Genomic DNA, 23,594 nt, shown 5'->3' with positions numbered 1-23,594 from the left:
GGAAATCGAGACAGCGCCTTTGGGCTCTCTGAAGCCCTCAAACAGCCGTCCAATTCTCCACATTCTGCGGCCTTTCCCCACATTTCCTTGACCTCACCGCTCTTAAGCGGAAAACGGGTGACTCGCGCGCCCCAGCATCCATAGGGTTTTAAGCCTTAAATCCCTTAAGCGTCCTGGCTTTCTCCGGGGTGGCGAAATCCGGCCTGTGGAGAATTGGGAAATGCGAGGTCTCAATCAAAGCTCGCGTCCCAGAAAACCGAATCATCCATTTCTCCACAGCCGCTTTTTGGAAACTGTGTACCGCCGAAAACCCGCGTAAATTCAGGCTGCGGACTACTTTTCCGCTTTTCCCCACCAAACGACGGCTACTACTTCCTGTGAACTTCCTTTTCTCTAGTTTTTTAAAAGCCTCTCTCGCACCCCAGGCAGGGCAGAAACAGGCTCATCAGGACAGGTCCCCGAACCCCACAGAAGACCTCGGTAATCCACAACTCGCATTTGCTCGCGAAATCTCGCGCCTCAGCCTAGAATCAAGCTCATCAAGCTCTGTTTCGCAGGAGAACCAACCAGTGTCTACAGCCAGCATCACGCCCGACGTCCAAGCCCCCACCGGCAACCTTGAAATCACGGTCAGCCGAGCTGAACTCCTCCGCGAGCTCACGGCGGCGCAGTCGGTCGTCGAGCGCAAGACGACCATCCCGATCCTGTCGAACTTCCTCTTCGAAGCCAGCGAAGAAGGTGTGCTCACCATTACGGCCACCGACCTCGACCAGTCGCTGAAGACCAGCTGCCCGGCACGAGTGAAGAAGGCCGGCGCCTGCACGATCCCGGCACGCAAGCTCTACGACTACATCAAGCTGCTGCCCGAAGGCGACATCTCCATCAAGCTGCAGGACAACCACTGGGTGCAGATCCGCGCCGGCCGTTCGAACACCAAGATGGTCGGCATGGCCCGTGCGAACTTCCCCGCGGTGCCTGAGTTCCCCGGCGTTGGTGTCTTCAAGATCAACTCGGCGTCGCTGCGCAACATGATCTCGAAGACGATTTTTTCGATCTCGAACGAAGAGTCGCGCTACACGTTGAACGGCGCGCTGCTTGTGCTCAAGGCCGAGTCGATGGCGATGGTAGCGACCGACGGTCATCGTCTGGCGCACATTGAAAAGACCGGCGAGAGCATGGAAGTGAGCGGCGAAAAGAAGACGCTCATTCCGCGCAAGGCGCTGGCCGAGATGATGGTGCTGCTCAACACGTCGGACTCTGAGACGCTTGAGTTCTCTGACGACGATCAGACGCTCTTCTTCCGCATCGGTGGCCGCGTGCTCACCAGCCGCAAGCTGACGGGTCAGTTCCCAAACTACGAAGCCGTTCTGCCGCGTGACAACAACAAGTTCGTCATCGTGCGCTCGGAAGATCTGATGAGTTCGATCCAGCGCGTGGCTCAGTTTGCCGACGAGCGCTCAGGTGCGATCAAGATGCGTCTGGAGCAGAACGAGCTGAAGCTCTCGGCGCAGTCCACGGACGCGGGTGAGTCGGAAGACATCATCGAAACGCCGTACAACTACGATCCGCTCGTGGTGGGCTTCAACTCGTCGTACCTGGTCGAGTTCCTTCGCGCCACGGGTAACACCGGCGAGGTTCGCCTGGAGTTCAAGGACGCCCAGTCCGCTGGCCAGATGCGCCCCGAAGATGGCAACGAGGATGTGCAGTACCGCTACATCCTGATGCCGATGCGGATCTGAAGTACTACCTGTAGTACTGGTTTTTATGCGGGAGTGCGGATATCATTAATCTCATATCCCCCCGCAATCTTCGGAAAGCGGGTGCTAGCCGCCCTTGTGGCGGCTTTGCCTTTTGGTGCTTTGTTTGAGAACGAATCTCTACATTGATGGCTTCAATTTCTATTATGGTGCTGCCCGACACACACCATATAAATGGGCGAATGTTGTTGATTTAGCTGAGTTGATTTTCCCTACAGTCAAAATTCATCAAGCGCACTACTTCACTGCTCTTGTAAAGCCTACCCCTAACGATCCGGATCAACGGCAACGACAGATGACGTACTTGCGGGCCTTAGAAACGCTACCGAATCTAAAGGTTCATTACGGACATTACCTGCAAAGTCAGGTAATGATGAAAGTAGTAAATCCGCCTCCGGATTACATACGAGTATTCAAAATGGAAGAGAAGGGCTCTGACGTCAATCTGGCAACTCGGATGTTAGTCGATGCTTTTAGAGACGACTGTGATCAGTTCATAGTTATTACCAATGATTCGGATTTGGCTGAACCGATAAGAATTATCAATTCAGAGCTAAAGAAGCGTGTGTTGATTTTGAATCCGCACTCTCAAGATTCAGCTGATCGTCGTGGCGCACGCGAACACAAGAAGATCAAGGCAAATCCAAGTTCGGTATTAGCGCGCTGTGCTCACCGTGTAAAAGACATCACGTCGAACGGGCAGAACTGCCATATGGCTTTGTGTCAATTTCCTGTCCAGTTGATGGATGCTGCTGGAAGAACAATACACAAGCCAGTATCCTGGTAGCTAATTAGTGTCAAATCAGCATCCAACTCCCTTGAGAGCGCAACCTGCGCCCGAGGGAGTTTTCGTTATGGCAGAGAAGCATCTCGTTCGTGGCATTCTGGCAGGCATTGTTGGCGGGCTCGTCGCTTCCTGGGTGATGAACGAGTTTCAGGCAGGCCCCGGAAAGGCTCTGACGCAGGCCGTGAATACTCCCGAAGAAAATGCGGCCGCCGCCCAACAAAACCCGGACGAGTATCAGGACGCCACCATGAAAACTGCCGACACCATTACGGAGGTCGTCACGGGTGGCAGGCACCTCACCTGGGAGCAGCAGAAGGAGGGTGGCCCCATCGTCCACTATGCCTTCGGAGCGCTCATGGGAGGCCTCTATGGCGGACTCGCTGAATACTGCTCGCTCACCAAAACTGGCTTAGGAACAGGCTTCGGCACAGCGCTCTTCGCCGGTAGCGACGTGCTCGGGGTACCAGCGTTCCATCTGGGTCCCTGGCCGACGGAGTACCCAACGCACACGCTCGCAACGCCGTATGCTTCGCACCTCGTCTACGGTATGACGACGGAGATCGTTCGTAGAGCTGTTCGCAAAGTGCTTTAGCTATTTAGCTTGCTCCGATGGCTCGTGTCTCGGTCGAATCAAAATGCCGCCATCTTGCGGGGGTGCAGCCGCAATGGCTTCTGCCTCACTGGTGGTTCTCAGCTTATTCCAGGTTGATTCAATCAGTTCAGGCTCCGGACGCAGGAAGATAAAGCGGACTCGCAGGAGCGCCCATTCTTGCTCTCGTTCTACAGGTATCCAGAAAGAGGTAGTACAGTGATCGCGGCCAGGATGTCGCTGCTTCACGCCGATCGCGAGTTTTCGCGACTTTGTGCGTGCGACGTATGAGCCTGTGGTGTATTCAAACGCCACTACGGTTTCGCCATAGCGCTGTCCCACCAGCGCATAACGAACTCTCCAAAAGGGAGAAATAAGGGCAGTGTTGGTCAGATCAGGTGGTAAATCTCCCTCAATTAGCGCAAGGTTGTAGCGCTCTGCTAGCTGTTCCCATGAACTTGGTCGGTTGAAGTTTCTCAAAACGAGTCGGACGCCAATCACAAGCGCAATAAAGAACACGGGAACAAGAGATTCAGCAATCACGCCAACAGCTTACAGCCGCAGCACCAGCCCCGCACCAAATGTTTGCAGCGTGTGCTTGATGTTGGGTGTATCCACCTGCCCAATACCATACTCAAACCGTGCAGCCAGATGTGGGAGCAGCGTGAAGTCGCCGCCAAACTGGAACTGATAACCAAAGTGCGCGTCCTTGCTGGACTGCGTGCCGTTGTTCGTTCCGATCGATCCAATCTCAAGCTGAGCGTACGGGCGGAAAGGAAGCGCCAACGTATTCACCGTGACACGTGGGCCAAAGAGGAAGCCGGCTGTCTTGTTGCCGTACTGCGTCGAGTTCGAACTGTTCTGAATGATGCCGCGCACGTCCAGACCCGCGCCAACCGCACCCGCATGGATGAAGTCGTCATACACACCGAACGTTCCGCCCAGCGAGTTATAGCCGCCGGACTGGTTCGATTGTGTGCCCGCCCCTACCCCCAGCCCGGAGTAATGCCCAAGGCTGAACATGGCATACGGAGCCACCTGGGCGTGGGCTAGTGAGCCCACCATTGCAGCCAGCAGCATCACTACCAGCGTTCCAAGCTTAGCCTTCATCGCACGCACCTCTTGCATCCTCATACCTTCGAGGATGCCTTATTCAGATGCACGATGGAGCATTCGGATGAGTGACGGAACCACACTCGCAAATGGAGCGGCAGATCTTCTTTTTGCTGTTTGCTAGCTGCGGGAGCGGCGTTTTGCCGCTACCTGGCGCGCATACTGCACTGCGAGATAGCTCAACGCCAGCACGCCCACCAACAGACCAACGGGCAGACCGTAGTACTTGTACGTGAGGTCATAACGCGGCACATGGTGGGAGAACGCCTGATAGAAGAGCATCGAGACGATCGCGCAGAAGGTGGTAAGGAAGAAGGCCGCAAAGCCTGTCGCCAACCCCATGAGCAGCGACTGGAACCATCCCAGGTCGCCTAGAGGAATGCCGAAGATCACTCCTTCGGCGCGTGCACGTTCGACATGGTTTGCTGTAGCCATACTCAGCTAGAATAACCCGGATGGTTGAAACTGAGCAGAGCACGGGCCTTGTAGGGGCGCAGCAGGTGGCCCACGACGCCGAAGTACGGCAGTCAACAAATGGCGTACGCTTCGCAACGTTTGGAGAAACGGGCATTCCAGCCGTCGATCTCGACCAGATGCTGGAAGCAGTGCCCACGGCGATTACCGCCGCCCTCGGCGCGAACACCTACTATTTCGTACCTCTGGCCATGCGCGAGCCGGACACTCTCGGCAGCTCGCCGCGCATGCAGAAGAGCGCTGATTCGGCGATGGTCGCCCCTGCTTACAGCGACGACCTCTCGGCCGTCGCCATCTGCCACCGCAACGTGGAGCTTGGCAGCGGCAACCGCGGCGTCTTCATCTCGACCAAGTTGATGAACGACCGCTTTGCGCTCAGCTTTGAGTTCTTCATCAACGTGGCGCACGCTTTCGTGGACGCAGTCGGCGTGCCCGAGCGCTTCAACACGCTGGCCTGGAGCCAGGCGATGGCCAACGTAAAGGGTGAGACCAGCTTCGATGCCTGGGAGGCCCGCCAACTGGCCTTTGGACGTCCTGTAGCCTTCGAGCCTGAGCCCTTGAAAGCTCCCAACGCGCGCCGTGACCGCAGCCGCGCCTTCTCTTCACCTGCACGCGTGAACCTTGTCGCTGCGGCAGCGCCTGAGCCGGCAAAGATCGACGAGAAGGAACGCAACATCTTCCTTGAGACAGCGTTCTCTGACGCTGTGGCGGTCTATCTGCTGTCGCTTGGTTTGGACTTTGACTACTCCGAACTCCGCGAACGGGAGTACCCGCTGCTGGCGCCCGGAGCACTCGCCGAGCGGCTGCGCCTCTGCGCCGAGCTCTTCCCGCCGAACAAAGGCTACGAGTTCAGCATTCGCTACCGCCGCCGCGCGTAGCCGAAGCTTTTCAGCCAGCCGAACCGCAAACCCTACCGCACAGCCGACATAGCCGCACGGAAGAGCTTCTCGAACTCTCCGGCGACAGCGGCATCCTTGGCTGCGCTCTCGACGGCCTTCTGCGCGGTCGGTCGAGGGTAACCAAGGTTCACCAACGCCGACAGGACATCGTCCGCCACGCCGCCCAGCGTGGGCGCCACAACACCGGCTTCGGTGAAGCCCTTCATGTCATCCAGCTTGTCCTTCAACTCCAGCACGACGCGCTCGGCAGTCTTCTTGCCAATGCCAGGAATCTTCGTCAGCGTAGCGTGATCGCCACCGCGAATCGCACCCACCAGCCTCTCTGCAGAGATGCCGCTTAGTACCGTGATCGCCAGCTTCGGCCCGATGCCTGAGATCGTCAGCAGCTTCTCAAAGAGAAGCTTCTCCTGCCGTTCTGAGAAGCCGAACAGCGCCAGCGCATCCTCACGCACATGCGTATGCACGTGCAGCCGTGCTTCGCTGCCTTCCGCGCCCAGGTCCGTAAACGTGGCCACAGAAATAGCCAGCTCGTAGCCCACACCGGCGCACTCCACGACGACCGTCGCCGGCGTCTTCATCACAATCGTTCCGCGAATATGGGCAATCACAAGCGAAATTGTAGCGGAGCCCGCCCTGCAAACCTTTTTGTGGTCATCTCTGGCGTGTTTATGTTAGCGTTCACACCGTTTTGCCAGCCCTCCCGGGTCTGCACTCAAACCCAACGCAGAAACAGGAAAGGAACTCAGCTCTATGCATCCTCTTCGTTATCGCGCCAACGCCCGCCTTACCAGGCTGCTTGCCTGCGCCGTCACCGGCGCTTCCGTGCTGCTCTTCGGTGGATGTGCCACTGCTTCCGCAGCCGCAAGCCCCGCATCGCCAGCAGCACCTACAACCACTACGACCACGGCGGGAGCCCTCGGCTTCGACGCCACCACGCAGGTCGTTGCGCAGAGTGGTGGCACCGCTTACTTCCTCGTCTATCGCACGGGCGGCAGCACCGGGGCTGTCACGGTCAACTGGGCTACCGGCGGAGGCACCGCTACGGCAGGCACCGACTACACCAGTGCCAGTGGAGTGATCTCCTGGGCGGACGGCGATAGCGCCGCCAAGACGATCTCTGTACCGATCCTCGACAAGACACCGTCGTCTGACAAAGAGACCTTCCATATCGACCTGACTTCGCCCACCGGAGATGCCACCCTCGGCACATATCCCGAAGCGGTGGTCTCCATCAAGAACTCGTTCACCGCACCATCGACCATCACCAGCTTCAACTTCACACCCTGGAAGCTGACGCTGCCGATCAACGAGTACCGCACCGCGGATGCGACCTATACCGCGTGGAGCATCTCGCCTTCGGTGATCAACAACAAGTTTGCCGACGCGTACTTCTACGCGAGTGGCAGCACTGTAGTGTTCTACTCGCCTGCAAACGGAGCGACCACGACACCTGGCTCCGGCTCAGACCATACGCGCAGCGAACTTCGCGAGCTCTACACCGGCAGCGGAGCGGACTCGAACTCCGACTGGAGCAGCTCTATCGGCGGCACGCTTACTGGTAGCTGCACGATCAACTCCGTCGCACCGAATACAGACGAAGCGACCTTCGCGCAGATCCACGGACAGACGTACGTCTTCGTTCTGCTCGACTGGCGTGTCTCTACCGGCAACGTTGAACTCGCGGTGTATAGCAGCAACGCCAGCGGAGCAACGAAGACGAACTACGTTGTGAAGTCGGGCGTCACGCTTGGTACCGCGCTCACCTACTCGCTGGCGTACTCAGGCAGCACCGTGACCGCAGTGGTGAATGGTTCAACGAAGAGTGTCACGGTCGATAGTTCATGGACGGGCACACCCGTTTACTTCAAGGCCGGTGCGTACCACTCCGCACCCAATACAGGGAACGGCGCAACAGACGCCACGCAGGTGACATACACGGCGCTTGGTATTTCGCATTAGCTGGCTAGATTTTGCGCGCGTTCAGATGCCCCTGTTGTGCGTATCGCAGCAGGGGCTTGTCGCGTGTGAGCAGTGTGAGGCCGTATTCACGAGCGGTTGCTGCAATGATGCGGTCGCTAGGGTCTTTGTGAAGAAGCTCTGGCAGGCGGGTGGATTCGATGAGAATTCTATGCGTCATTGGCAGAAACGCGAGTCCACCGTCTATCTGAGCCAGTCGAACAAAGTCTTCGATTTCCCCGCCGAGATAGATGCGTCCAGCATGTGACAACCGTGCGGCTTCGAGAACAGAAGCATCGGATACAAACAACTTTCCGAGACGTTGAGCCTCTTCAATCTCGGCGATGGTCTGCTTCTTCAATTCGTTTTGCGAGTTGAGTTGAGCCCAGATCCAACAGTGCGTGTCGAGTAGAAGTCCGTTCACCCGCGCTTCTTCTTTCCGGCGACGCGCTCCCACTTTCTAATGGGTCTGCCCACTCGTCTAGGGGAGTGATGATATCGCCGAGCACCTTTCCATTGGGTGACCGGCCGAAGATCGAAACGAAAGGTTTCTCTTCAGGCTGCGGCGGCTGCGAAACCTCTGCAACGACCTTGCCACGCTTTGTCACAATCACCTTGAGCGAGCCATTATTTACCTGGTCCAGGAGCGCCAGACACTTCGCCTTGAACTCTCCCGCAGGGATCGTCAGAACTTCCTGTTTCGCAGCCATCAGCGCACCTCGTGACCATAGTCTATGACCATAGTCATAAACACGCTGAAAAAAGCGACTTAGTGTTATTGCAAATGCCAGGAAAGACTGTTTGGGAGTCTTATATTGGCAAAATCAAAATGCAGCACTCTTCTGTGTTTCGGATTTTCAGAGGCAGAAGACGCATGTAAGAGTAGAGGTCTCATCACGAGGGCTTCTCCTAACGCTGCGGTGCAGGTGACTATGCCGGGATCTTCGATGTGAAGTGGCGCCTCATTCTGATCAATGCGCCCAAGCTTATGAGTCCCAGGCATCACTCTCAACGCGCCGTTTTCCTTTGGACAAGGATCGAGATGAATGCGAACCGTCACCATGCTTTCAAGTACCGCAGTTGGCGGCTGTACATGCGTTACGCCTTGCTTGCTCGACCAGGGCCCGAAGTTTTCTGTATCGCGCCGTTCACGTACAGCAATCGTGACGTCCTGGTGCCAGGGCACTTTCCAGTTCGCCGTGTCAGTCTTATCGAAAAGGATTGAGCGAACAAGGAAGGCATCTTCGCCAAGCACACCTTCAACAACATCTCGTACCGCAGGATGATCAGCAACGTTGCGCAGCGCGGGTACATTGTCCAAGACATCCCGCACACCGCCGCGACCTCGTTTTGCATGAGCTTGCGTTTCGATGATTGCGAGCAGATCATTCACTTCAAAGACAAAAGAAAGCAGCGCTCAACAGGCGCTGCGATCTTCGTCTCCAGTTGAATGACCTGCACTACAGCTCCATCGAGTGTTCTTTCGTCAGCGCTGTTGCGCGTGCGATGAACTCTTCCACCGTCACCGAGCCCTGATCGCCCTTGCCACGTGTACGCACGCTCACCGAATCTGTCTGCGCTTCCTTGTCGCCGACCACCAGAATGAACGGCACCTTCGCGACACCGAAGTCGCGAATCTTGCCCTGCATCTTGCCGTTCGTTGCATCGAGTTCCACGCGCAGGCCAGCAGCTTCGAGACGCTTCTTCAAGCTCTCTGCATACTCCACGTGCTTCTCGTTCGAGATAGGCACGAGGCCCACCTGCACAGGCGCAAGCCACATCGGGAACGAGCCCGCGTAGTGCTCGATCAGTACGCCGAAGAAGCGTTCTACCGAACCGAAGAGCGCACGATGCACCATCACCGGCTGATGACGTTCACCATCTTCGCCAACGTACTCCAGCTCAAAGCGCTTGGGCAGATTGAAGTCGAACTGCACCGTCGAAAGCTGCCACAAACGGCCGAGCACATCGACGAGCTTGACGTCGATCTTCGGGCCGTAGAAGGCTGCTTCGCCAGGGAAGCTCTGGAACGTGAGGCCGCGCTTCTTGAGCACGTCCGTCAAAGCTCCTTCGCTCTCCGCCCACTCTTCCGGCGTGCCGATGAAGTCAGAGTTGCCGGGCTCGTGTGTCGAAAGCTCGACGCGATACTCCTTGAACCCGAAGGTCTTCAGCACGGCTTCTGCGAAGTCCAGGCAGCCTTCGATCTCCGAAACAATCTGGTCACGCGTGCAGAAGATGTGCGCATCGTCCTGCGTAAAGCCACGCACACGCAGCAAGCCATGCATGGTGCCCGAGCGTTCGTAGCGATACACGTTGCCAAGCTCGGCGTAACGCTGCGGCAGGTCGCGATAAGACTTCGGCGACGACTTGTAGATGAGAATGTGGCCGGGGCAGTTCATCGGCTTGAGCCGGTACTCTGCATCGTCCAGCTCCATCGGCGGATACATGTTCTCCGCGTAGACGTCCTCGTGGCCTGAGACCTTCCAGAGCTCGCGACGCATGATGTGCGGCGTGTAGACGAGGTTGTAACCACGGCGCACGCACTCGTCGCGCATCCAGTCTTCCATCGTCTTGCGGATCAGGCCGCCCTTGGGGTGCCAGAAGATCAGACCTGCGCCAGCGATCTCCTGAATGCTGAAGAGGTCGAGCTGCTTGCCGAGCACGCGATGATCACGCGCCTTGATTTCTTCCAGGTGCTTGAAGTGCGCGTCGAGGTCCTTGGCGTTGAAGAATGCCGTGCCGTAGATGCGCTGCAACTGCTGGTTGTTCTCATTGCCCAGCCAGTAAGCGCCAGCGATGGACATCACCTTGAACGCCTTCACGCGGCCCGTCGAAGGCACATGCGGCCCACGGCAGAAGTCGGTGAAGTTGCCGTTCTTGTACAGCGAGATCTCGTCGCCCTCTTTGGTGAAGCGTTCGATGAAGTGGACCTTCATGAACTCACCCTGAGCGGAGTAATCGGTAAGGCCCTTGTTGCGCGACTCTTCCACGCGCACGAACGGTTCGTCGCGCTTGACGACTTCAGCCATGCGGCCTTCGATGGCAGCGAGGTCGAGTTCCGTGAACGGCACTTCGCGATACACGTCGTAGAAGAAGCCGTTGTCTGTTGCCGGGCCGTGGCCAAGCTTGGTCTCCGGAAAGAGCTCGAGGATCGCCGTTGCCATGACGTGCGCGGCCGAGTGGCGCACCACGCGCAGCGCAGCGGGGTCGGTCTCCTTCAGCAACTCCAGCGCGACGTCTTCGGTCAGCGGAGCGTTCAGGTCGACGATGCGCTCACCCGTGGCTTCGCCGCCGTACATTGCCTCTTCGGTCTGCTCGGCTTTGGCTTCGGTGTCAGCGTCCGTAGTCGTCGTGGTGTTCAGCGGACGAACACGCGCCACGACAACCGCGGCGGCAAGACGGGGGGAGATGCTCGAAGCAATCTCAAACGGCGATGTTCCGCGCGCAACCTCGCGCACAGAGCCATCAGGAAGCTGGACCTTGATCAAATCACTCACCCTGCAAGGATATCGGATTCGTTGCTGCCGAAGTTGTATCGATCTCATGGAAAGATGCAATGTTCCTATCGCCGGGACGCGATACTCTAGCCACACACCTGCTGAGCGTCACCAATTCCTCAGAAAGGACACCAAGACTCCATGCAAGTTCTCTGTAAAGCTTCTGAAACCGCCTCTGATGTCCGCTGCGAAGTCTGCGGCCAGGGATTCCACGTTTACTGGACGCGTACCTCTGCGCCGGAACGCGACCGCCGCCGCGCTGAAATTCTCGAATCGCTCCGTCAGCAGCACGCCACGGGCGCTGCTGAGGCCCACCCGCAGACCGGCTTCCATCTGCCGGAGTGGAACGGCGACCCCCGCTTCTCCGCTGCCGCACTTCTCGGCAACGCACCTGCCTGGGCCACGGCCTAAGCTCCCTCTCCGAGCCTCGATGCCAAGCTTCGACGCAGTGGGCGCCAGGCACGCAACGTAACGCTACGAACTCTCGTAAGGCTACGAAGCCGTCGCGTTCCCTCTGCGCTCCTGGCGCCCTTTGCGCCGAGGCTTTTTCTCTTCTCCTGCCAGAGTTTCCTCGCTCCGCTACAATAAACAGGGCCTTCGAGGCCCCAGAGGAGCAGCCCCCAGCCGATGACCTGGTTCAAACGCCAAGACCACGAGATCGTTCCGACGCCGGACCATGAAGTCCGCACCGAAGGCCTCTGGATCAAGTGCGACCAGTGCCGCAAGACGCTCTGGAAGGCTGACCTGGAAGCGAACCTGATGGTCTGCCCCAACTGCGGCAGGCACTTCCGCATCAGCGCGCATCAGCGCATTGAACTGCTCCTCGACGCAGGTTTCGAGATCGTCGATACCGGCCTCGTCACCACCGATCCGCTCGAATTCACGGATCTCAAGCCATACAAGGACCGCATCAGGCAGGCGCAGAAGAAGACCGGCCTAGACGACGCGATCCTGAACGCTCTGGGCACCATCAACGGCCAGCCCGTCGTGCTCAGCACCATGGCGTTTGAGTTCAATGGCGGCTCCATGGGCGCGGTTGTTGGCGAAACCATCGCCCGCGCAGGGGATCGCGCGCTCGCCACAAAGACTCCGCTTATCATCGTCTCCGCCTCCGGCGGCGCACGCATGCAGGAGGGCATTGTGAGCCTGATGCAGCTTGCGAAGGTCTCTGCCGTACTGGCGAAGCTGGATGACGCCAAGGTGCCCTACATCAGCCTGATGACGGACCCCACGACCGGCGGCATTACGGCGTCTTTCGCGATGCAGGGCGACCTGAACATCGCGGAGCCTGGCGCTCTGATCGGCTTTGCGGGCCCGCGCGTTATCGAGCAGACCACGCGCCAGAAGCTCCCTGAGGGCTTCCAGCGCTCAGAGTTCCTGCTGGAGCACGGCTTCCTCGACGCCATTGTCGAGCGCAAGGACCTGAAGGATTACCTCGCGAACGCCTTCCGCTGGATGCTCGGCACCAAGGTCGCCTAAGCGCGCGTTGATCCACGCCCAGCCATCCCGCACCGCGCTTCGAGTGGCTCTGCGTCGGGCCTCGCACCAGCTCTTCGACGCCGAACCGCTCGTCTTCCGCGATCCTCTCGCGGTCAAAATCCTGCCTGCAGGGCAGTGGGAAGAGCTCTCCCGCACACCGAAGAGCCGCAAGCGCCCTTTCTCCGCCGCCCTCCGCGCCTGGATGGTCACCCGCGCCCGCTTCGCGGAGGACACGCTGGCCGCGCGCCACGAGCAGGGCTCCGTCTTGCAGGGTCCCGCCTCGCAGGGATTGGCCGCGCAGTACCTCGTCCTCGGCGCTGGGCTCGACACCTTCGCCTACCGCAACCCCTACAGCGACGTGCAGGTCTTCGAAGTCGACCACCCGGCTACGCAAGCCTGGAAGCAGGAGTGCCTTGCGAACGCGGACATCACGATCCCGCCCTCGATGCACTTCGTCCCCGTCGACTTCGAACGGGACTCGCTTGTGGATCAACTGACCGCCGCAGGTTTTCGCTGGGATACCCCCACAGTCATCGCCTGGCTTGGCGTCGTGCCTTACCTCACGTCAGAAGCCTTTCGAACGACGATGCGTGCGCTGGCACAATGCGCCCCCGGCACAGAGCTCGTCTTCGACTACGCCTGGCCACGCCATCTGCTGAACGAAGACGAGCAGCGTCAGCGTGACAGCATCAGCGAGCGTGTCGCGCAGGTCGGCGAACCGTTCCAGCTTTTCTTTTCGGAGCAGGAGCTAGCGAACGAAGTAGCAGCCTGCGGTTGGAAGCTCTGCGAAGCCTTAGGCAGCAGCGACCTGAACGCTCGATATCTGAGCGACCGCAGTGACGATCTCGTGCTCCGCGGCGACAGCGCGAGGCTTGCGCGGGTTGAACACGCGTAGACGGAACTCGGTTGCGGACTCCATCGGTGCGGCTGCACAGTGGAACGCCCAGGCTTCGTACGGGCGAATCATCAGGTTGCCTGGAACAGGCTTGGCCTTCGGCTCCATCAGACGCGCTACCTGCTCTTCAAAGAGCAGATAAGCCGCTTCGGCCTTGTCCCAGCGCATCGTCACCATCGTGGCCGAGACGCAAGGGCTCAGCAGGATGACAAAGAACTCGATAAGTATCAGCGTGTCGTGAAGGTTCATAGAGCGAAGATGTCCTGTACTTCCGTGCCCAGTATGCCGCTTCCCAGCCTCTATCCATGAAAAAAGGTACAGTTTTCATGTGAGGGGGAAACGCTTTAGGTAACGTTACTCCTCCGGCAGGGAAAAGCAAACAAAAATGACGTACGAACACGCACTCGAAACTCTCGCATCCCTCGGCCCCGAGCTTCGCACCGGCCGTGCTTCCGGCGCCGCGGCCGCCGCTCCGCGCAAGTTTTCGCTCGACCATATCCGAGCCCTGCTCACCGCGCTTGGCTTGCCGCAGAGGTCGTTTCCGAGTGTGCTGATCGCCGGAACCAACGGCAAAGGCTCCACCGCGGCCACGCTGGCCTCCATCGCCGCCGCCAGCGGCCTGCGCACGGGCCTGTATACCTCGCCACACCTTCTGCGCGTCAACGAGCGCATTCGCACCTCTGCCGGTGGAACAGACGCTGCTCTGAACGAGATCCCCGACGCAGCCTTTGGCGAGCTCTTTGGCCGTGCCTGGAGCGTCTCTGAGCGTCTTGTCATCGAAGGTGTGCTGCCGCATACGCCCAGCTTCTTCGAGCTCTTCACCGCCGTAGCCTTCTCCTTCTTCGCGGAGCAGCGTGTGCAACTCGCCGTGCTGGAAGTCGGCCTTGGGGGCCGTCTCGACGCGACCAACTCCGTCGAACCGCTCGTCTCTGTCATCACCGACATCGGTCTCGACCATACCGAGTTTCTTGGCAACACCATCGGCGAGATCGCGCGGGAGAAGGCCGGCATCCTGCGCCAGGACGGCGTGCTGGTCACGCTCTCGCAGCACCCTGAAGCGAACGCCGCCATCGGCGAAATCGCCGTCAGCAACAACGTGCGTGGCGTGGACGCGGCGCGCTGCCTGCCGCCGCGCAACCTGATGGCATCCGGCGGCGTTCCTTCCGCCGACTCGCTGCTTCCGCGCAACCGCTACGAGCTCTCCATCGATGGCGAGGTGCTGCACATCGACTCGCCGCTCTCTGGTGTGCACCAGCAGCGCAACCTTGCGCTTGCCGTGGCCACCGCGCTCGAACTCCGCGCCAACCACGGGTTTGCGAACATCACGAACTCTGCGATTGAAGCGGGTGTACGCAACACGCAGTGGCCCGGCCGTCTGGAGTTCATCCCCTCTCAGCGCGGGCACGCTCCGCTGCTGCTTGACGTTGCACACAACCCTGCAGGCGCCTGGACACTTCGCTCCGCACTAGCCTCCCTGCCCGCCACCACGCCGCGCACGCTCGTCTTCTCTGCACTCGCGGACAAGCCCGTGCAGGAGATGGCGCAGGTACTCTTCCCGCTCTTTGACTCTGCTTCGAGCGAACCCGAACGAGCGCACGACCACATTGTTCTCGCGCCCATCCAGAACGCCCGCGCCTCCACGCTCGATGAGCTCCTCACCGTGGCGCACGCCATGGACGTCCCCGCACATGGCGCTCCGCACATTCCCGCGGCGCTCGCGCAGGCTGAAGCCATCACGCCGCCGCACGGTGTCATCGTCGCCACCGGCAGCGTCTTCCTTGTCGCCGAAATCCGCGCTCTGCTTGCAGAAGAAGTACGATAGGCACACAGTGTCCGAAGAGATGTCATCAAAGACCCCGCCGCCGTTCTGGAAGTGGACCACCTACCTGCTGCTGATGCCTCTCATCGCGCTGGCTACTACCTTCTTCGGCACGATTTCGCTCATCGCTGGGTTGTGGGATAAGAGCGGCCGTCAGCAGCACTGGATCGCTCGTCAATGGGCGCGTGTGTTGCTGAAGATCGCTCTCTCTCCGACGGAGATCGTTCACGCGGAGCGCCTTCGCGGCCTCGGTGCATGCGTCTGTGCGAGCAACCACCTCAGCTACTACGACACGCCTGTGCTCTTCGCGCGGCTGCCGTTCCAGTTCCGCATCCTCGCCAAGGCACCGCTCTGGAAGATCCCCTTCATCGGCTGGTATCTCAATCGTTCGGGCCAGGTGCCCATCGACCAAAGCTCCGCGCGCGCAGGCGTTACCTCGCTGGCTCGCGGCGTCAAGACGCTCAGTGCGGGGCTTCCTCTCGTGATCTTTCCTGAAGGTGGACGTGCTGCCACCGGCGAGTTACAGGACATGGTCGCCGGAGCCGCATGGATGGCCATCAAGGCGCAGGTTCCGCTCGTACCGCTGACCCTCATCGGTACCTACGAGCTTCTGCCGATCCACGTCTACGCCATGCATCCGCGTCCGTTGAAGCTCATCGTCGGCGAACCCATCCCAACGATCGGCCTCACCACGCGCGACGCCGACGCTCTTACGCAACAGCTCCGCTCCGTCATCTTCGAGACATACACGAAGGATAGACAGTAGAGCGTAGATATTAGACAGCAGAGAGTCGGCCGTGCCGCTTAGCGATAGAGTGCTGGTGTTGTGAGAAGCAATTGCCAACGCAGTGCACTCGCGCCGCATCCTAAGTAGTAGTGCCGCGCAGAACACATACGGCCGCCGCGCCACGTCTACCCTCTACTGTCTAATGTCTACGCTTTAATCTAATGTCTCCTCTCTCCCTCAGCATCGAAGTGCACGCCCCCATCGAGCGCTGCTTCGCGCTCTCGACGAACGTGGAGCTGGTGCAGGGCACACTCGGCATGAAGCAGATCAGCGGCCCGAGCTTTGTCATTGCAGAGAGTCGCATCGTCTGGCGCGGCATCAAGTTTGGTCTGCCCACAACGCACCACACCTTGATCACGGCCTTCACGCCACCGGCGCTGCATACACTCGACGGTGAGCCAACGCTGACCGCGTTCTTTCAGGACACGCAGGAGCAGGGCCGCTTCGCGCACTTCCATCACGATCACTTCTTCCGCCAGAGCAGCACGCCGGGCTCACCCACCATCATGGAAGACCACGTGTACTTCGATCTTCCCTTCGGCATCCTTGGCCGCGCAGCTTCTCTCGCTCTCCTCAAGCCCCATATCCTCAAGTTAGCGAACCAACGCTTCGCGCTGCTCAAGCGACTGGCTGAATCAACCAATGAGTGGCAGCAGTACATGCCAGCCTAAAGCCACGCTCGCATCTTTCCTGACTGCGTCCCCAAAATAAAAGCGGCGAAGAGTTAGTACTCTTCGCCGCCTATGCTTCTTGCGAAAGCTTACTGTTGCGCGTTCGGATAAATCCCCTTCAGCGGAGCGTTCAGTTTGTCGTCGTCCTCAGGATGCGGGAACGGCTTGCGAGGCATCATCGCCTCACGCTGGCTCGTGTTCCAAAGGAAGATCGCTTCCACAATCGCAGCCTGCTCGAGGTCGCTCTCATGCAGACGATCGACCGTGTCCATGTCGGAGTGATGCGTGCGTGTGCCATAGTCCATCGGGTCCTGAATGAACTGGAAGCCCGGCAGTCCCACGGCATCGAACGAGAGGTGATCGGTGCCGCCCGTGTTGCGCGTCGTCACTGTCGTTACGCCGAGGTCCTTCAGCGGCGCGATCCACTGCTGAAAGATCGGAGCGATCGCGAAGTTGCCCTGCGTGTAGATGCCGCGCAGCATACCCGTGCCGTTGTCCATGTTGTAGTAGGCGTCCAGCTTCTCCCACTCCTTCGTGGTCTGCAAAGGCCCGTGGTTGTTGCTCATAAAGCTCGGCGTGCCTGGAGCATCCGGCGTTGCGGGCTTGGCAAACGCGCCGAAGTGCTGCTTCACATAGCCTTCCGAACCGAAGATGCCTTGCTCTTCACCGGTCCACAAGCCAATGCGAATCGTACGCTTTGGCTCAACACCCAGTGACTTCAGAATGCGCATCGCTTCCATCGCAACCACTGTGCCTGCGCCGTTGTCCGTCGCACCCGTCGCAGAGATCCAGCTATCGAGATGTCCGCCGACCATCACCACCTGGTCCTTCAGCTTCGGATCGGTTCCAGGAATCTCCGCCACCGTATTGAAACCGTGCTCATGGTCGCCGGTGAACTTGGTCTCGATGTTCACCGCGACGTGCACGGCTACATGATGCTCATACATACGCGCCAGCCGGTTATAGTGCTCAATCATCATCACCGCGCAGGGGATCATGACCTTGCCTTCAACCTTGTAACCATCGCGCGAAAGCATGTTGCCGTTGTCGTCGAAGATTACGCCTGTGCCGCCGCCTTTGCTGCCATCGCGTGTCGGCGTAATGATGGCGAGAACACCTTCGTCGGCCATCATCTTCAACGCCTTCGTCTTCACCTCAGACATCTTGCGCCGTTCTGCCATGAACTCGGCAAACGTCTTGCCGTTGATCAGACGCGGACCGCCTTCCGTAGCCTGAAACTCCGTCATCTTCTGCAACTCATCGTCGGTGTAGCGATGGAAGAGAGGCTCGGTAAGATCGGGCGTTGTGCGCATCGCACCCAGCAGAACGATCTTGCCTTTCAGCTTGCCCTTGTACTGTTCGAGGTCCGTATCCGCTGTCAGCGGCATATACACAATGTCGCCATCCACCGTGCCGTTCGTCGAGACCGACCACGGCAGCGCCTGCATCCACAGCGGTTCGGGATCAGGCGACGTCATCTGTGCCCAGGTATTGATCTGTTGCCAGCCCATGCCGAACTCGCCCCAGTCTTCGAGGTGCGCGTTCGACAAGCCGATCGACGTCATCGTGTCGCGCGTCCACGCATTGGCCTTCGCAAGGTTCGGCGAACCCGTAAGACGCGGCCCGATGCCATCCATCAACGCATAGGCGAACTGCATCACCTTGCCATGCTGCAGGCCCTCGTTGCGGATCCGCTGATACATCGCCAGATCAAGCGATTCGGTGGCAGGCTGTGGGCCGTAGTAGCCATCGACCTCTGTGCCTTTCTTCTGCGCAACAGCGGCCGTAAACGGCGCACACATCATGGCACTCAGCATCACAGCGGCCATCGTGCGGCAGCGCTTCTCAATCGGCAAATACGACATCAAGGTATCCCTCGGCGTGGGTAATGGATGAAACAGTTGCCACAGGATACGACGAAGCGAATCTATGCCGTGAGAACAATCTTTCCAATGCCGCCCTTCTCCGCCGCAGCATGCGCTTCCGCTGCTTCCGCCATCGGCACAACACGATCAATCGGCAGCACCAGCTTGCCATCGCGGATCGCCTCTGCGAAGCGAACGTACGTCTTCGCATCAGGATGCGTCATCATTGCGTTCACCTGCACGGTCGGATGAAGGGACGCGTTCTTCGGCACGCCTACGATACTGCCGTAGTTGCCTCCAGCCTTCACCTTGCCGATGAGCTTCGTGCCTGCCTCGCGGCCAACCGTGTCGGCAACGGCATCCACAAAGCCAAGCAGTGCGATGCTCTTGTCGTCTTCAAGATCAATCGCGTCCACCGCACCAAGGGATCGAGCTTCCTCCATCGCATGTTTGCGCACGGCAGCAATGACCTTCACCTCAAGCTCTTTCGCGGTGAACAACGCACACCGGCCCACGCTGCCGGTCAGGCCTGAGATCACCAGCGCATCGCCCTTCTGCGCCTTTGCCGCTTCACGCACAAGCTGATCGCCGGTCGCACTCACCAACGGAATCGCCGCTGCTGTTGAGACGTCCACGCCATCAGGAATCTTTGCCATCTCATCCGCTTTGCAGACGCACAGCTCGGCGTACGTATCCCACGCCAGACCAAAGACGCGATCACCCACCGCAAAGCCGTGGACACCTTCGCCAAGCTCACGAATTACGCCGGCAAAGTCTCGCCCAAGGATGCCCGGAAACTGCACAGGAAAGCGCTCTGCCGCAGCACCGGAGCGTCGCTTCAGATCGACAGGGTTCACGCTTGCGGCTTGTACACGCACCAGCACTTCGCCTTGCCCGGGCTTGGGGTCGGCAGCCTCTTCCCACTTCAGCAAGCCTGGCTTGCCGTACTCATGCAACAGAACAGCCTTCATGCTCTCTTCAGATGCAATCAGATGGCCTCGTGGCATTTTCAAAAGAAGACTTCAAGCCATGCTCCACATCAAATCTCGGTAAAGTTTCGAGGCGAACGCTGCGCTTTGCGTTCCGGCACGTTCTTTTTACTCAGCTCAGGAGCCACTACCATCACGATATGGGCACACACTTCACCCCCGCCGCGCTCAAGTTCCTCAAAGGCCTGAACCGCAACAACGACCGCGAGTGGTTTGAAGCTCGCCGCGAACTCTACGAGCGTGAACTGAAGACCCCGATGCTCACGCTCATCGACGAAGTAAACAGTGGTCTCGCAAGCTTTGCTCCCGAGCACATTCGCCCTGCGCCGAAGACGATGATGCGGATCTATCGCGACATACGCTTCAGCGCCGACAAGAGGCCCTACAAGCCCCACGTGGCCGCCTGGTGGGCTCGCCGTGGCATGGAGAAGACCTCCGGCGGTGGCTTCTACCTACAGGTCTCTCCGAAGAAGGTCGAGTTGGCCGCAGGTGTCTTCATGCCCGCGCGCGAGCAACTTGCTGCCATACGCCGTTGGATGGCCGAGCACCACGAAGAGTACCGGACCTCGCTGCAAAGCAGCCTCAAGCCCCGCAAAGGCGACCTCGGCACCCTGGCCTCGTTCAACCTGCACTCGCTCACGCGGATGCCCAAGGGCTTTCCTGCGGACCATCCTGCCGGGGACCTGCTTCGCGCCCAGAGCTGGGGTGTCATCCTGGAGCTCCCCGCCGAGACCGCCCTGGACCCCTCCTTCGTCCGCACAATCGTGTCCACGTTCAAGCGCACAACGCCCATTGTGGAGGCTCTGAACGCGGCCATTTCAGCGTCTGCCCCAGCAAGTACAAGCGCGATGAACCGCTTTCTTTAGGGGGGCGAATCAGCCGTTTTTGACCCGAAATGGTGCAAAAATACTGAAATACGGTAAAAACCCACAAGAAAACCGTAAAAAACCGATATTTGCGGTTGACAAACTTTTTCGTGGGCTTGAGAGTGAATCTCGGCGCGGTACTTCGCACCCGCATAAACACTGGCGAATCGCTTCCTCTATGAGGAAGTGCTCACGCCAGCAACATGCGGGAGATGGGCCCAAAGCGCCCAACAGATTTCGATAAGGAGACACAACATGGCAAAGGGAATGACCAAGACCCAGCTCGTCCGCAATCTGGCCGAGAAGCTCGAACTCACCAACAAGCAGGCTGCAGCCGCTCTCGAGTACCTCGCAGAGACCGCTGTGAAGGAAACCAAGAAGAACGGCGAGTTCACGATCCCCGGCATCGGCAAGCTCGTGAAGGCAGAGCGCAAGGCGCGCATCGGCCGCAACCCGCAGACCGGCGAAGCCATCAAGATCAAGGCCAAGACCGTCGTGAAGTTCCGCGTCGCTAAGGTCGCCAAGGACACCATCGCTCCGGTCAAGAAGTAGTTGATCGCGCTCCTCACGAGCGCATGCGATACAGCAACAACGAAACGCCGGAAGCCTGCAAAGGCCTCCGGCGTTTTTATGGCTGCTCGAGAAGTTCTTGGGACTGCGATCATCTTTCGTCTACGATGAGTTGTAACTGTGAGGTGTGACCGTTGGCAAAATTCGATCGAATCACGCAAACACCAGGACTCATGGGCGGCAAACCTTGCATACGGGGAATGCGCGTTACGGTAGGAATGATCGTTGGGCAGATCGCTGGTGGTTACACCGTGGATCAACTACTCGCAGATTATCCGTATCTTGAGCGGGAAGACATTCATCAAGCGCTCGCTTACGCTGCAGCCTTGGTACAAGGCTTTGATGTTGAATTAGCCATAGCGTGAAGATACTCATCGACATGAACCTGACATCTCGTTGGGTGACTTATTTGAAGATGGCGAATCATGATGCTTGTCCTTGGTCTGGTATTGGCAGGGCTTTTGACAGAGACGAATAGATCATGTCGTACGCACAGCAGCACCAGTACGCGATCCTTACGAGTGATCTTGATTTTGGAGAGAGGCTTCGTGTAAGCGGAGACTCTCACCCTTCGGTAATTCAATTGCGGTCCGAATTGCTTGCGCCGGAGAACCTTGGCGAGATGGTGTTACATGCTCTTGAGCGGCTTGCCCATGAGATCGAGTCCGGATACCTGATCACTTTGGATGGTAAGAAAATGCGAGCGCGTACTCTTCCGTTTCCTGGACGCTAACAACGCAACTGCACCCACTCCGCGGTCTTCGCCAGCGTCTTCGCATCGACATCTTCCTCAAGTGTCTCCAGCAGATCCGCCAGCGTGACCTTCCTAAGCTTCTTGCGCCAGGCCTCTTCCGCTCCCCACATCACCCGCGCAATCGCACACGGTGCCGCATCGCGCTGCTTGCTGGGGCGACAGGGATTGTTCTTCCGAATCTCAGTGCAGACGAACGCTCGCCCGCTGCCTTCTATGGCATCGACAACGTCGAGAAACGTGATCTGCTTCGGCGCGCGAGCCAGCCGATAGCCTCCGCTGGGCCCCAGCGTCGTGCTCACAAGTCCCGCCATCGCCAACGCCTGCAGCGCCTTCGAAAGATACTCCTTCGGCACACCATGCATCTCGGCAAGGTCCCGCGCCGGAAGAAATCGCTCCTCGGGCACGGCTGCGAGAATCGCAGCGCAGTGCAACGCCCACTCTACCTGGTTGCGTAGCTGCATTTAGCTCAACCCTGCCTTGCTCAATCCGTACGCCGCATCCTGCGAGCCCGGTTCGACTGCGAACGCGATGCTCACACGGTTCCAACCGTTGATGGTCATGATGGCAAACGTCAGGTCGGAAAGCTCCTGCTCGCTAAACTGATGCCGCGCTGCATCGAAGCTCTCCTGCGACACGCCGTGCGGCGGCAGCTTTGTCAGCAGTTCGGTCCACTCCAGGGCTGCTCGCTCGCGTTCTGTGAACAGTGGAGACTCACGCCACACCGTCACATGGTACAAACGCAACTCACGCTCGCCGCCAATCTTCGCCTGCTTCGAGTGCATGTCCACGCAGAACGCGCAACCGTTCATTTGCGAGGCACGCAACTCCACAAGATGCAGCAAACCCGCTTCAATAGAGCCTTTTGTTAATGCCAGGCTCACTTCCAGAAACTTCTTGTAGAGCGTCTCCGATTGCTTTGTGTAGTTGATACGCATGAGGTCTCCTTGCTTAAAATCTATTACGGATATTGAGTGTCCGTAATAGAAGTTTTCGAAAAATCAGCCAGCAAGTTTCTTCGCGTAGTAGAAAGCCCGCCTCTGCATCTTAAGCAGGGCGGGCTTCTGTGGTCGTATTCGTTTGCAGTTCTTACGCTGTTGCGGCTTCCGCGGGCTTCGGCAGGAACGCTCGTGCGACCAGCCACACACCCAGCGCGATCAGCAGACCACGCAGCAGAGGCTGTGCGTTGAACTGCCATCCCCACGTCGCCAGCACGATCGCTGCAACGACAAAGTAGAGTTCGCCAACAATTGCCTGAAGCCAGCGCGGCTGTTGTCCTGCAGCAGGAACCTGCGGTGTCGGAGCAGGGAGAAAACGTGGCACGCGCTTCTTGTACGACTCATACGCTGCACCAAACTTTGCTGCCAGGAACGACTCCTCGGCGAGTGCCAGACGAATCTGCAGAATCCAGATCAGCACAATCGTCATCACAGCACCGCTCCACGGCATCAGCAGGCTAATGCCGACAGTGTGCAGCAGCGTTCCCAGGTACAGCGGGTTTCGCGTACGGCGATACGGCCCATCCGCCAGGAGCGCTTCACCATGCATCGCACGCGATGCGACGACGTCGGAACCCACATAGGCCGAGCCCCAAACGCGGAACCACGCTCCCAGCACCGCAAACACGATCGCCACAGCCAGCAGCACGTCCACCGCGGCCATAAAGTTCAGCCAGCGATGCTCAGCCGCCATGGCTGACAGCGTTACCCACGCCGACTTCGCCGTAATGGCATTTCGCTGCACCCAGGGCGACCAGAAGCCCAGCACAAAGATGATGGCGTGCAGAACAAAGCGAAAACGATACTCCAACCGAAACGCGCGCATAGATAC

General features: G+C 58.9%; 28 protein-coding genes. 14 read left to right on the top strand and 14 right to left on the bottom strand.

All coding sequences use genetic code 11. The annotated features are described in order from the left end of the window. Nucleotides 1-569: 569 nt before the first annotated feature. The 3 genes from dnaN (at nucleotide 570) to PW792_16705 (ending at nucleotide 3,136) form a co-directional block, all read left to right on the top strand. Nucleotides 570-1,739, top strand: coding sequence for a DNA polymerase III subunit beta (gene dnaN, locus PW792_16715; GenBank protein ID MDE1163568.1), 1,170 nt, complete (start codon nucleotides 570-572; stop codon nucleotides 1,737-1,739). Between the two features lie 124 nt (nucleotides 1,740-1,863). Next, nucleotides 1,864-2,544, top strand: a complete 681-nt coding sequence (locus PW792_16710) for an NYN domain-containing protein (protein MDE1163567.1) — start codon at nucleotides 1,864-1,866, stop codon at nucleotides 2,542-2,544. Nucleotides 2,545-2,611: 67 nt separating this feature from the next. Next, nucleotides 2,612-3,136, top strand: coding sequence for a hypothetical protein (locus PW792_16705; GenBank protein MDE1163566.1), 525 nt, complete (start codon nucleotides 2,612-2,614; stop codon nucleotides 3,134-3,136). Here PW792_16705 and PW792_16700 read toward each other — a convergent pair whose 3' ends face one another. The 3 genes from PW792_16700 to PW792_16690 all read right to left on the bottom strand — a co-directional run bounded on the left by PW792_16700 (nucleotide 3,137) and on the right by PW792_16690 (nucleotide 4,681). Continuing rightward, nucleotides 3,137-3,676: a hypothetical protein gene (locus PW792_16700; protein ID MDE1163565.1), complete on the bottom strand. Its 540-nt coding sequence runs from the start codon at nucleotides 3,674-3,676 to the stop codon at nucleotides 3,137-3,139. 9 nt (nucleotides 3,677-3,685) lie between these two features. Beyond that, entirely contained in the window at nucleotides 3,686-4,243 is a 558-nt protein-coding gene (locus PW792_16695) for an outer membrane beta-barrel protein (GenBank protein MDE1163564.1), read from the bottom strand. 123 nt (nucleotides 4,244-4,366) lie between these two features. Beyond that, nucleotides 4,367-4,681: a hypothetical protein gene (locus PW792_16690; GenBank protein MDE1163563.1), complete on the bottom strand. Its 315-nt coding sequence runs from the start codon at nucleotides 4,679-4,681 to the stop codon at nucleotides 4,367-4,369. 20 nt (nucleotides 4,682-4,701) lie between these two features. Between PW792_16690 and PW792_16685 the strand changes: the two genes are divergently transcribed. Then, complete coding sequence (locus tag PW792_16685; GenBank protein ID MDE1163562.1) at nucleotides 4,702-5,598, top strand: hypothetical protein; 897 nt, start codon at nucleotides 4,702-4,704, stop codon at nucleotides 5,596-5,598. A gap of 32 nt (nucleotides 5,599-5,630) precedes the next feature. Here PW792_16685 and ruvA read toward each other — a convergent pair whose 3' ends face one another. After that, a complete protein-coding gene (ruvA, locus tag PW792_16680; protein ID MDE1163561.1) occupies nucleotides 5,631-6,227 on the bottom strand; it encodes a Holliday junction branch migration protein RuvA in 597 nt (198 codons plus the stop codon). A gap of 142 nt (nucleotides 6,228-6,369) precedes the next feature. Between ruvA and PW792_16675 the strand changes: the two genes are divergently transcribed. Then, on the top strand, nucleotides 6,370-7,578 hold the full coding sequence (locus PW792_16675) for a polysaccharide lyase family 7 protein (protein MDE1163560.1): 1,209 nt from the start codon (nucleotides 6,370-6,372) through the stop codon (nucleotides 7,576-7,578). Nucleotides 7,579-7,582: 4 nt separating this feature from the next. On the opposite strand, the gene PW792_16670 is transcribed toward PW792_16675, so the two are convergent. From PW792_16670 to thrS, 4 genes are all read right to left on the bottom strand, one after another. After that, nucleotides 7,583-7,936 carry a type II toxin-antitoxin system VapC family toxin gene (locus PW792_16670; protein MDE1163559.1) on the bottom strand — a complete coding sequence of 118 codons (354 nt, stop codon included), beginning with the start codon at nucleotides 7,934-7,936 and terminating at the stop codon, nucleotides 7,583-7,585. Then, on the bottom strand, nucleotides 7,908-8,285 hold the full coding sequence (locus PW792_16665) for a hypothetical protein (protein ID MDE1163558.1): 378 nt from the start codon (nucleotides 8,283-8,285) through the stop codon (nucleotides 7,908-7,910). Before PW792_16665 ends, PW792_16670 begins: the two co-directional genes overlap by 29 nt. Before the next feature lie 65 nt (nucleotides 8,286-8,350). After that, on the bottom strand, nucleotides 8,351-8,968 hold the full coding sequence (locus PW792_16660) for a phytanoyl-CoA dioxygenase family protein (protein MDE1163557.1): 618 nt from the start codon (nucleotides 8,966-8,968) through the stop codon (nucleotides 8,351-8,353). A 67-nt stretch (nucleotides 8,969-9,035) separates the two neighbouring features. After that, nucleotides 9,036-11,072, bottom strand: a complete 2,037-nt coding sequence (gene thrS, locus PW792_16655) for a threonine--tRNA ligase (protein ID MDE1163556.1) — start codon at nucleotides 11,070-11,072, stop codon at nucleotides 9,036-9,038. Between the two features lie 141 nt (nucleotides 11,073-11,213). Here thrS and PW792_16650 point away from each other — a divergent pair, with 141 nt between their 5' ends. The 3 genes from PW792_16650 (at nucleotide 11,214) to PW792_16640 (ending at nucleotide 13,446) form a co-directional block, all read left to right on the top strand. Then, a complete protein-coding gene (locus PW792_16650; GenBank protein ID MDE1163555.1) occupies nucleotides 11,214-11,483 on the top strand; it encodes a hypothetical protein in 270 nt (89 codons plus the stop codon). 216 nt (nucleotides 11,484-11,699) lie between these two features. Beyond that, complete coding sequence (gene accD, locus PW792_16645) at nucleotides 11,700-12,551, top strand: acetyl-CoA carboxylase, carboxyltransferase subunit beta (protein ID MDE1163554.1); 852 nt, start codon at nucleotides 11,700-11,702, stop codon at nucleotides 12,549-12,551. 7 nt (nucleotides 12,552-12,558) lie between these two features. After that, complete coding sequence (locus tag PW792_16640; GenBank protein MDE1163553.1) at nucleotides 12,559-13,446, top strand: SAM-dependent methyltransferase; 888 nt, start codon at nucleotides 12,559-12,561, stop codon at nucleotides 13,444-13,446. On the opposite strand, the gene PW792_16635 is transcribed toward PW792_16640, so the two are convergent. Then, a complete protein-coding gene (locus PW792_16635) occupies nucleotides 13,345-13,695 on the bottom strand; it encodes a hypothetical protein (protein MDE1163552.1) in 351 nt (116 codons plus the stop codon). The two genes, PW792_16640 and PW792_16635, sit on opposite strands and share 102 nt — an antisense overlap. A 136-nt stretch (nucleotides 13,696-13,831) precedes the next feature. Between PW792_16635 and PW792_16630 the strand changes: the two genes are divergently transcribed. From PW792_16630 to PW792_16620, 3 genes are all read left to right on the top strand, one after another. Next, nucleotides 13,832-15,268 (top strand): Mur ligase family protein, encoded by a 1,437-nt coding sequence (locus tag PW792_16630; protein MDE1163551.1) that lies wholly within the window; start codon nucleotides 13,832-13,834, stop codon nucleotides 15,266-15,268. A gap of 19 nt (nucleotides 15,269-15,287) precedes the next feature. After that, nucleotides 15,288-16,031: a lysophospholipid acyltransferase family protein gene (locus PW792_16625; GenBank protein ID MDE1163550.1), complete on the top strand. Its 744-nt coding sequence runs from the start codon at nucleotides 15,288-15,290 to the stop codon at nucleotides 16,029-16,031. A gap of 182 nt (nucleotides 16,032-16,213) precedes the next feature. After that, nucleotides 16,214-16,723, top strand: coding sequence for a hypothetical protein (locus tag PW792_16620; GenBank protein MDE1163549.1), 510 nt, complete (start codon nucleotides 16,214-16,216; stop codon nucleotides 16,721-16,723). An 89-nt stretch (nucleotides 16,724-16,812) separates the two neighbouring features. Here the strand turns inward: PW792_16620 and PW792_16615 are convergent, their stop codons facing one another. Next, nucleotides 16,813-18,588, bottom strand: coding sequence for a M20/M25/M40 family metallo-hydrolase (locus PW792_16615; protein MDE1163548.1), 1,776 nt, complete (start codon nucleotides 18,586-18,588; stop codon nucleotides 16,813-16,815). 62 nt (nucleotides 18,589-18,650) lie between these two features. After that, the gene (locus PW792_16610; GenBank protein MDE1163547.1) at nucleotides 18,651-19,559 is read right to left on the bottom strand and encodes an NADP-dependent oxidoreductase; all 909 of its coding nucleotides are present in this window, start codon (nucleotides 19,557-19,559) and stop codon (nucleotides 18,651-18,653) included. Between the two features lie 158 nt (nucleotides 19,560-19,717). Between PW792_16610 and PW792_16605 the strand changes: the two genes are divergently transcribed. From PW792_16605 to PW792_16595, 3 genes are all read left to right on the top strand, one after another. Further along, a complete protein-coding gene (locus PW792_16605; GenBank protein MDE1163546.1) occupies nucleotides 19,718-20,443 on the top strand; it encodes a DUF2461 domain-containing protein in 726 nt (241 codons plus the stop codon). A 255-nt stretch (nucleotides 20,444-20,698) separates the two neighbouring features. Next, on the top strand, nucleotides 20,699-20,995 hold the full coding sequence (locus tag PW792_16600; protein ID MDE1163545.1) for an HU family DNA-binding protein: 297 nt from the start codon (nucleotides 20,699-20,701) through the stop codon (nucleotides 20,993-20,995). A gap of 152 nt (nucleotides 20,996-21,147) precedes the next feature. Beyond that, nucleotides 21,148-21,378 (top strand): DUF433 domain-containing protein, encoded by a 231-nt coding sequence (locus PW792_16595; GenBank protein ID MDE1163544.1) that lies wholly within the window; start codon nucleotides 21,148-21,150, stop codon nucleotides 21,376-21,378. Between the two features lie 364 nt (nucleotides 21,379-21,742). Here PW792_16595 and PW792_16590 read toward each other — a convergent pair whose 3' ends face one another. From PW792_16590 to PW792_16580, 3 genes are all read right to left on the bottom strand, one after another. Beyond that, entirely contained in the window at nucleotides 21,743-22,228 is a 486-nt protein-coding gene (locus PW792_16590; GenBank protein MDE1163543.1) for an Rrf2 family transcriptional regulator, read from the bottom strand. After that, complete coding sequence (locus PW792_16585) at nucleotides 22,229-22,702, bottom strand: carboxymuconolactone decarboxylase family protein (protein ID MDE1163542.1); 474 nt, start codon at nucleotides 22,700-22,702, stop codon at nucleotides 22,229-22,231. 151 nt (nucleotides 22,703-22,853) lie between these two features. After that, nucleotides 22,854-23,588 carry an isoprenylcysteine carboxylmethyltransferase family protein gene (locus PW792_16580; GenBank protein MDE1163541.1) on the bottom strand — a complete coding sequence of 245 codons (735 nt, stop codon included), beginning with the start codon at nucleotides 23,586-23,588 and terminating at the stop codon, nucleotides 22,854-22,856. Between the last annotated feature and the right edge of the window lie 6 nt (nucleotides 23,589-23,594).

The organism is Acidobacteriaceae bacterium, from assembly GCA_028283655.1.
Classification (GTDB): domain Bacteria; phylum Acidobacteriota; class Terriglobia; order Terriglobales; family Acidobacteriaceae; genus Granulicella.
Note: the sequence above shows the minus strand (reverse complement) of the source record. Positions and strands in the feature narration are given on the sequence as shown.

What these genes read in the sequence shown, in the direction of transcription:
- PW792_16705 (MDE1163566.1), top strand. Translation starts at nt 2,612, where the DNA reads ATGGCAGAGAAGCATCTCGTTCGTGGCATTCTGGCAGGCATTGTTGGC.
- PW792_16695 (MDE1163564.1), bottom strand. Translation starts at nt 4,243, where the DNA reads ATGAAGGCTAAGCTTGGAACGCTGGTAGTGATGCTGCTGGCTGCAATG.
- PW792_16690 (MDE1163563.1), bottom strand. Translation starts at nt 4,681, where the DNA reads ATGGCTACAGCAAACCATGTCGAACGTGCACGCGCCGAAGGAGTGATC.
- PW792_16685 (MDE1163562.1), top strand. Translation starts at nt 4,702, where the DNA reads ATGGTTGAAACTGAGCAGAGCACGGGCCTTGTAGGGGCGCAGCAGGTG.
- PW792_16675 (MDE1163560.1), top strand. Translation starts at nt 6,370, where the DNA reads ATGCATCCTCTTCGTTATCGCGCCAACGCCCGCCTTACCAGGCTGCTT.
- PW792_16665 (MDE1163558.1), bottom strand. Translation starts at nt 8,285, where the DNA reads ATGGCTGCGAAACAGGAAGTTCTGACGATCCCTGCGGGAGAGTTCAAG.
- PW792_16650 (MDE1163555.1), top strand. Translation starts at nt 11,214, where the DNA reads ATGCAAGTTCTCTGTAAAGCTTCTGAAACCGCCTCTGATGTCCGCTGC.
- accD (MDE1163554.1), top strand. Translation starts at nt 11,700, where the DNA reads ATGACCTGGTTCAAACGCCAAGACCACGAGATCGTTCCGACGCCGGAC.
- PW792_16635 (MDE1163552.1), bottom strand. Translation starts at nt 13,695, where the DNA reads ATGAACCTTCACGACACGCTGATACTTATCGAGTTCTTTGTCATCCTG.
- PW792_16630 (MDE1163551.1), top strand. Translation starts at nt 13,832, where the DNA reads ATGACGTACGAACACGCACTCGAAACTCTCGCATCCCTCGGCCCCGAG.
- PW792_16625 (MDE1163550.1), top strand. Translation starts at nt 15,288, where the DNA reads ATGTCATCAAAGACCCCGCCGCCGTTCTGGAAGTGGACCACCTACCTG.
- PW792_16620 (MDE1163549.1), top strand. Translation starts at nt 16,214, where the DNA reads ATGTCTCCTCTCTCCCTCAGCATCGAAGTGCACGCCCCCATCGAGCGC.
- PW792_16615 (MDE1163548.1), bottom strand. Translation starts at nt 18,588, where the DNA reads ATGTCGTATTTGCCGATTGAGAAGCGCTGCCGCACGATGGCCGCTGTG.
- PW792_16610 (MDE1163547.1), bottom strand. Translation starts at nt 19,559, where the DNA reads ATGAAGGCTGTTCTGTTGCATGAGTACGGCAAGCCAGGCTTGCTGAAG.
- PW792_16605 (MDE1163546.1), top strand. Translation starts at nt 19,718, where the DNA reads ATGGGCACACACTTCACCCCCGCCGCGCTCAAGTTCCTCAAAGGCCTG.
- PW792_16600 (MDE1163545.1), top strand. Translation starts at nt 20,699, where the DNA reads ATGGCAAAGGGAATGACCAAGACCCAGCTCGTCCGCAATCTGGCCGAG.
- PW792_16590 (MDE1163543.1), bottom strand. Translation starts at nt 22,228, where the DNA reads ATGCAGCTACGCAACCAGGTAGAGTGGGCGTTGCACTGCGCTGCGATT.
- PW792_16585 (MDE1163542.1), bottom strand. Translation starts at nt 22,702, where the DNA reads ATGCGTATCAACTACACAAAGCAATCGGAGACGCTCTACAAGAAGTTT.
- PW792_16580 (MDE1163541.1), bottom strand. Translation starts at nt 23,588, where the DNA reads ATGCGCGCGTTTCGGTTGGAGTATCGTTTTCGCTTTGTTCTGCACGCC.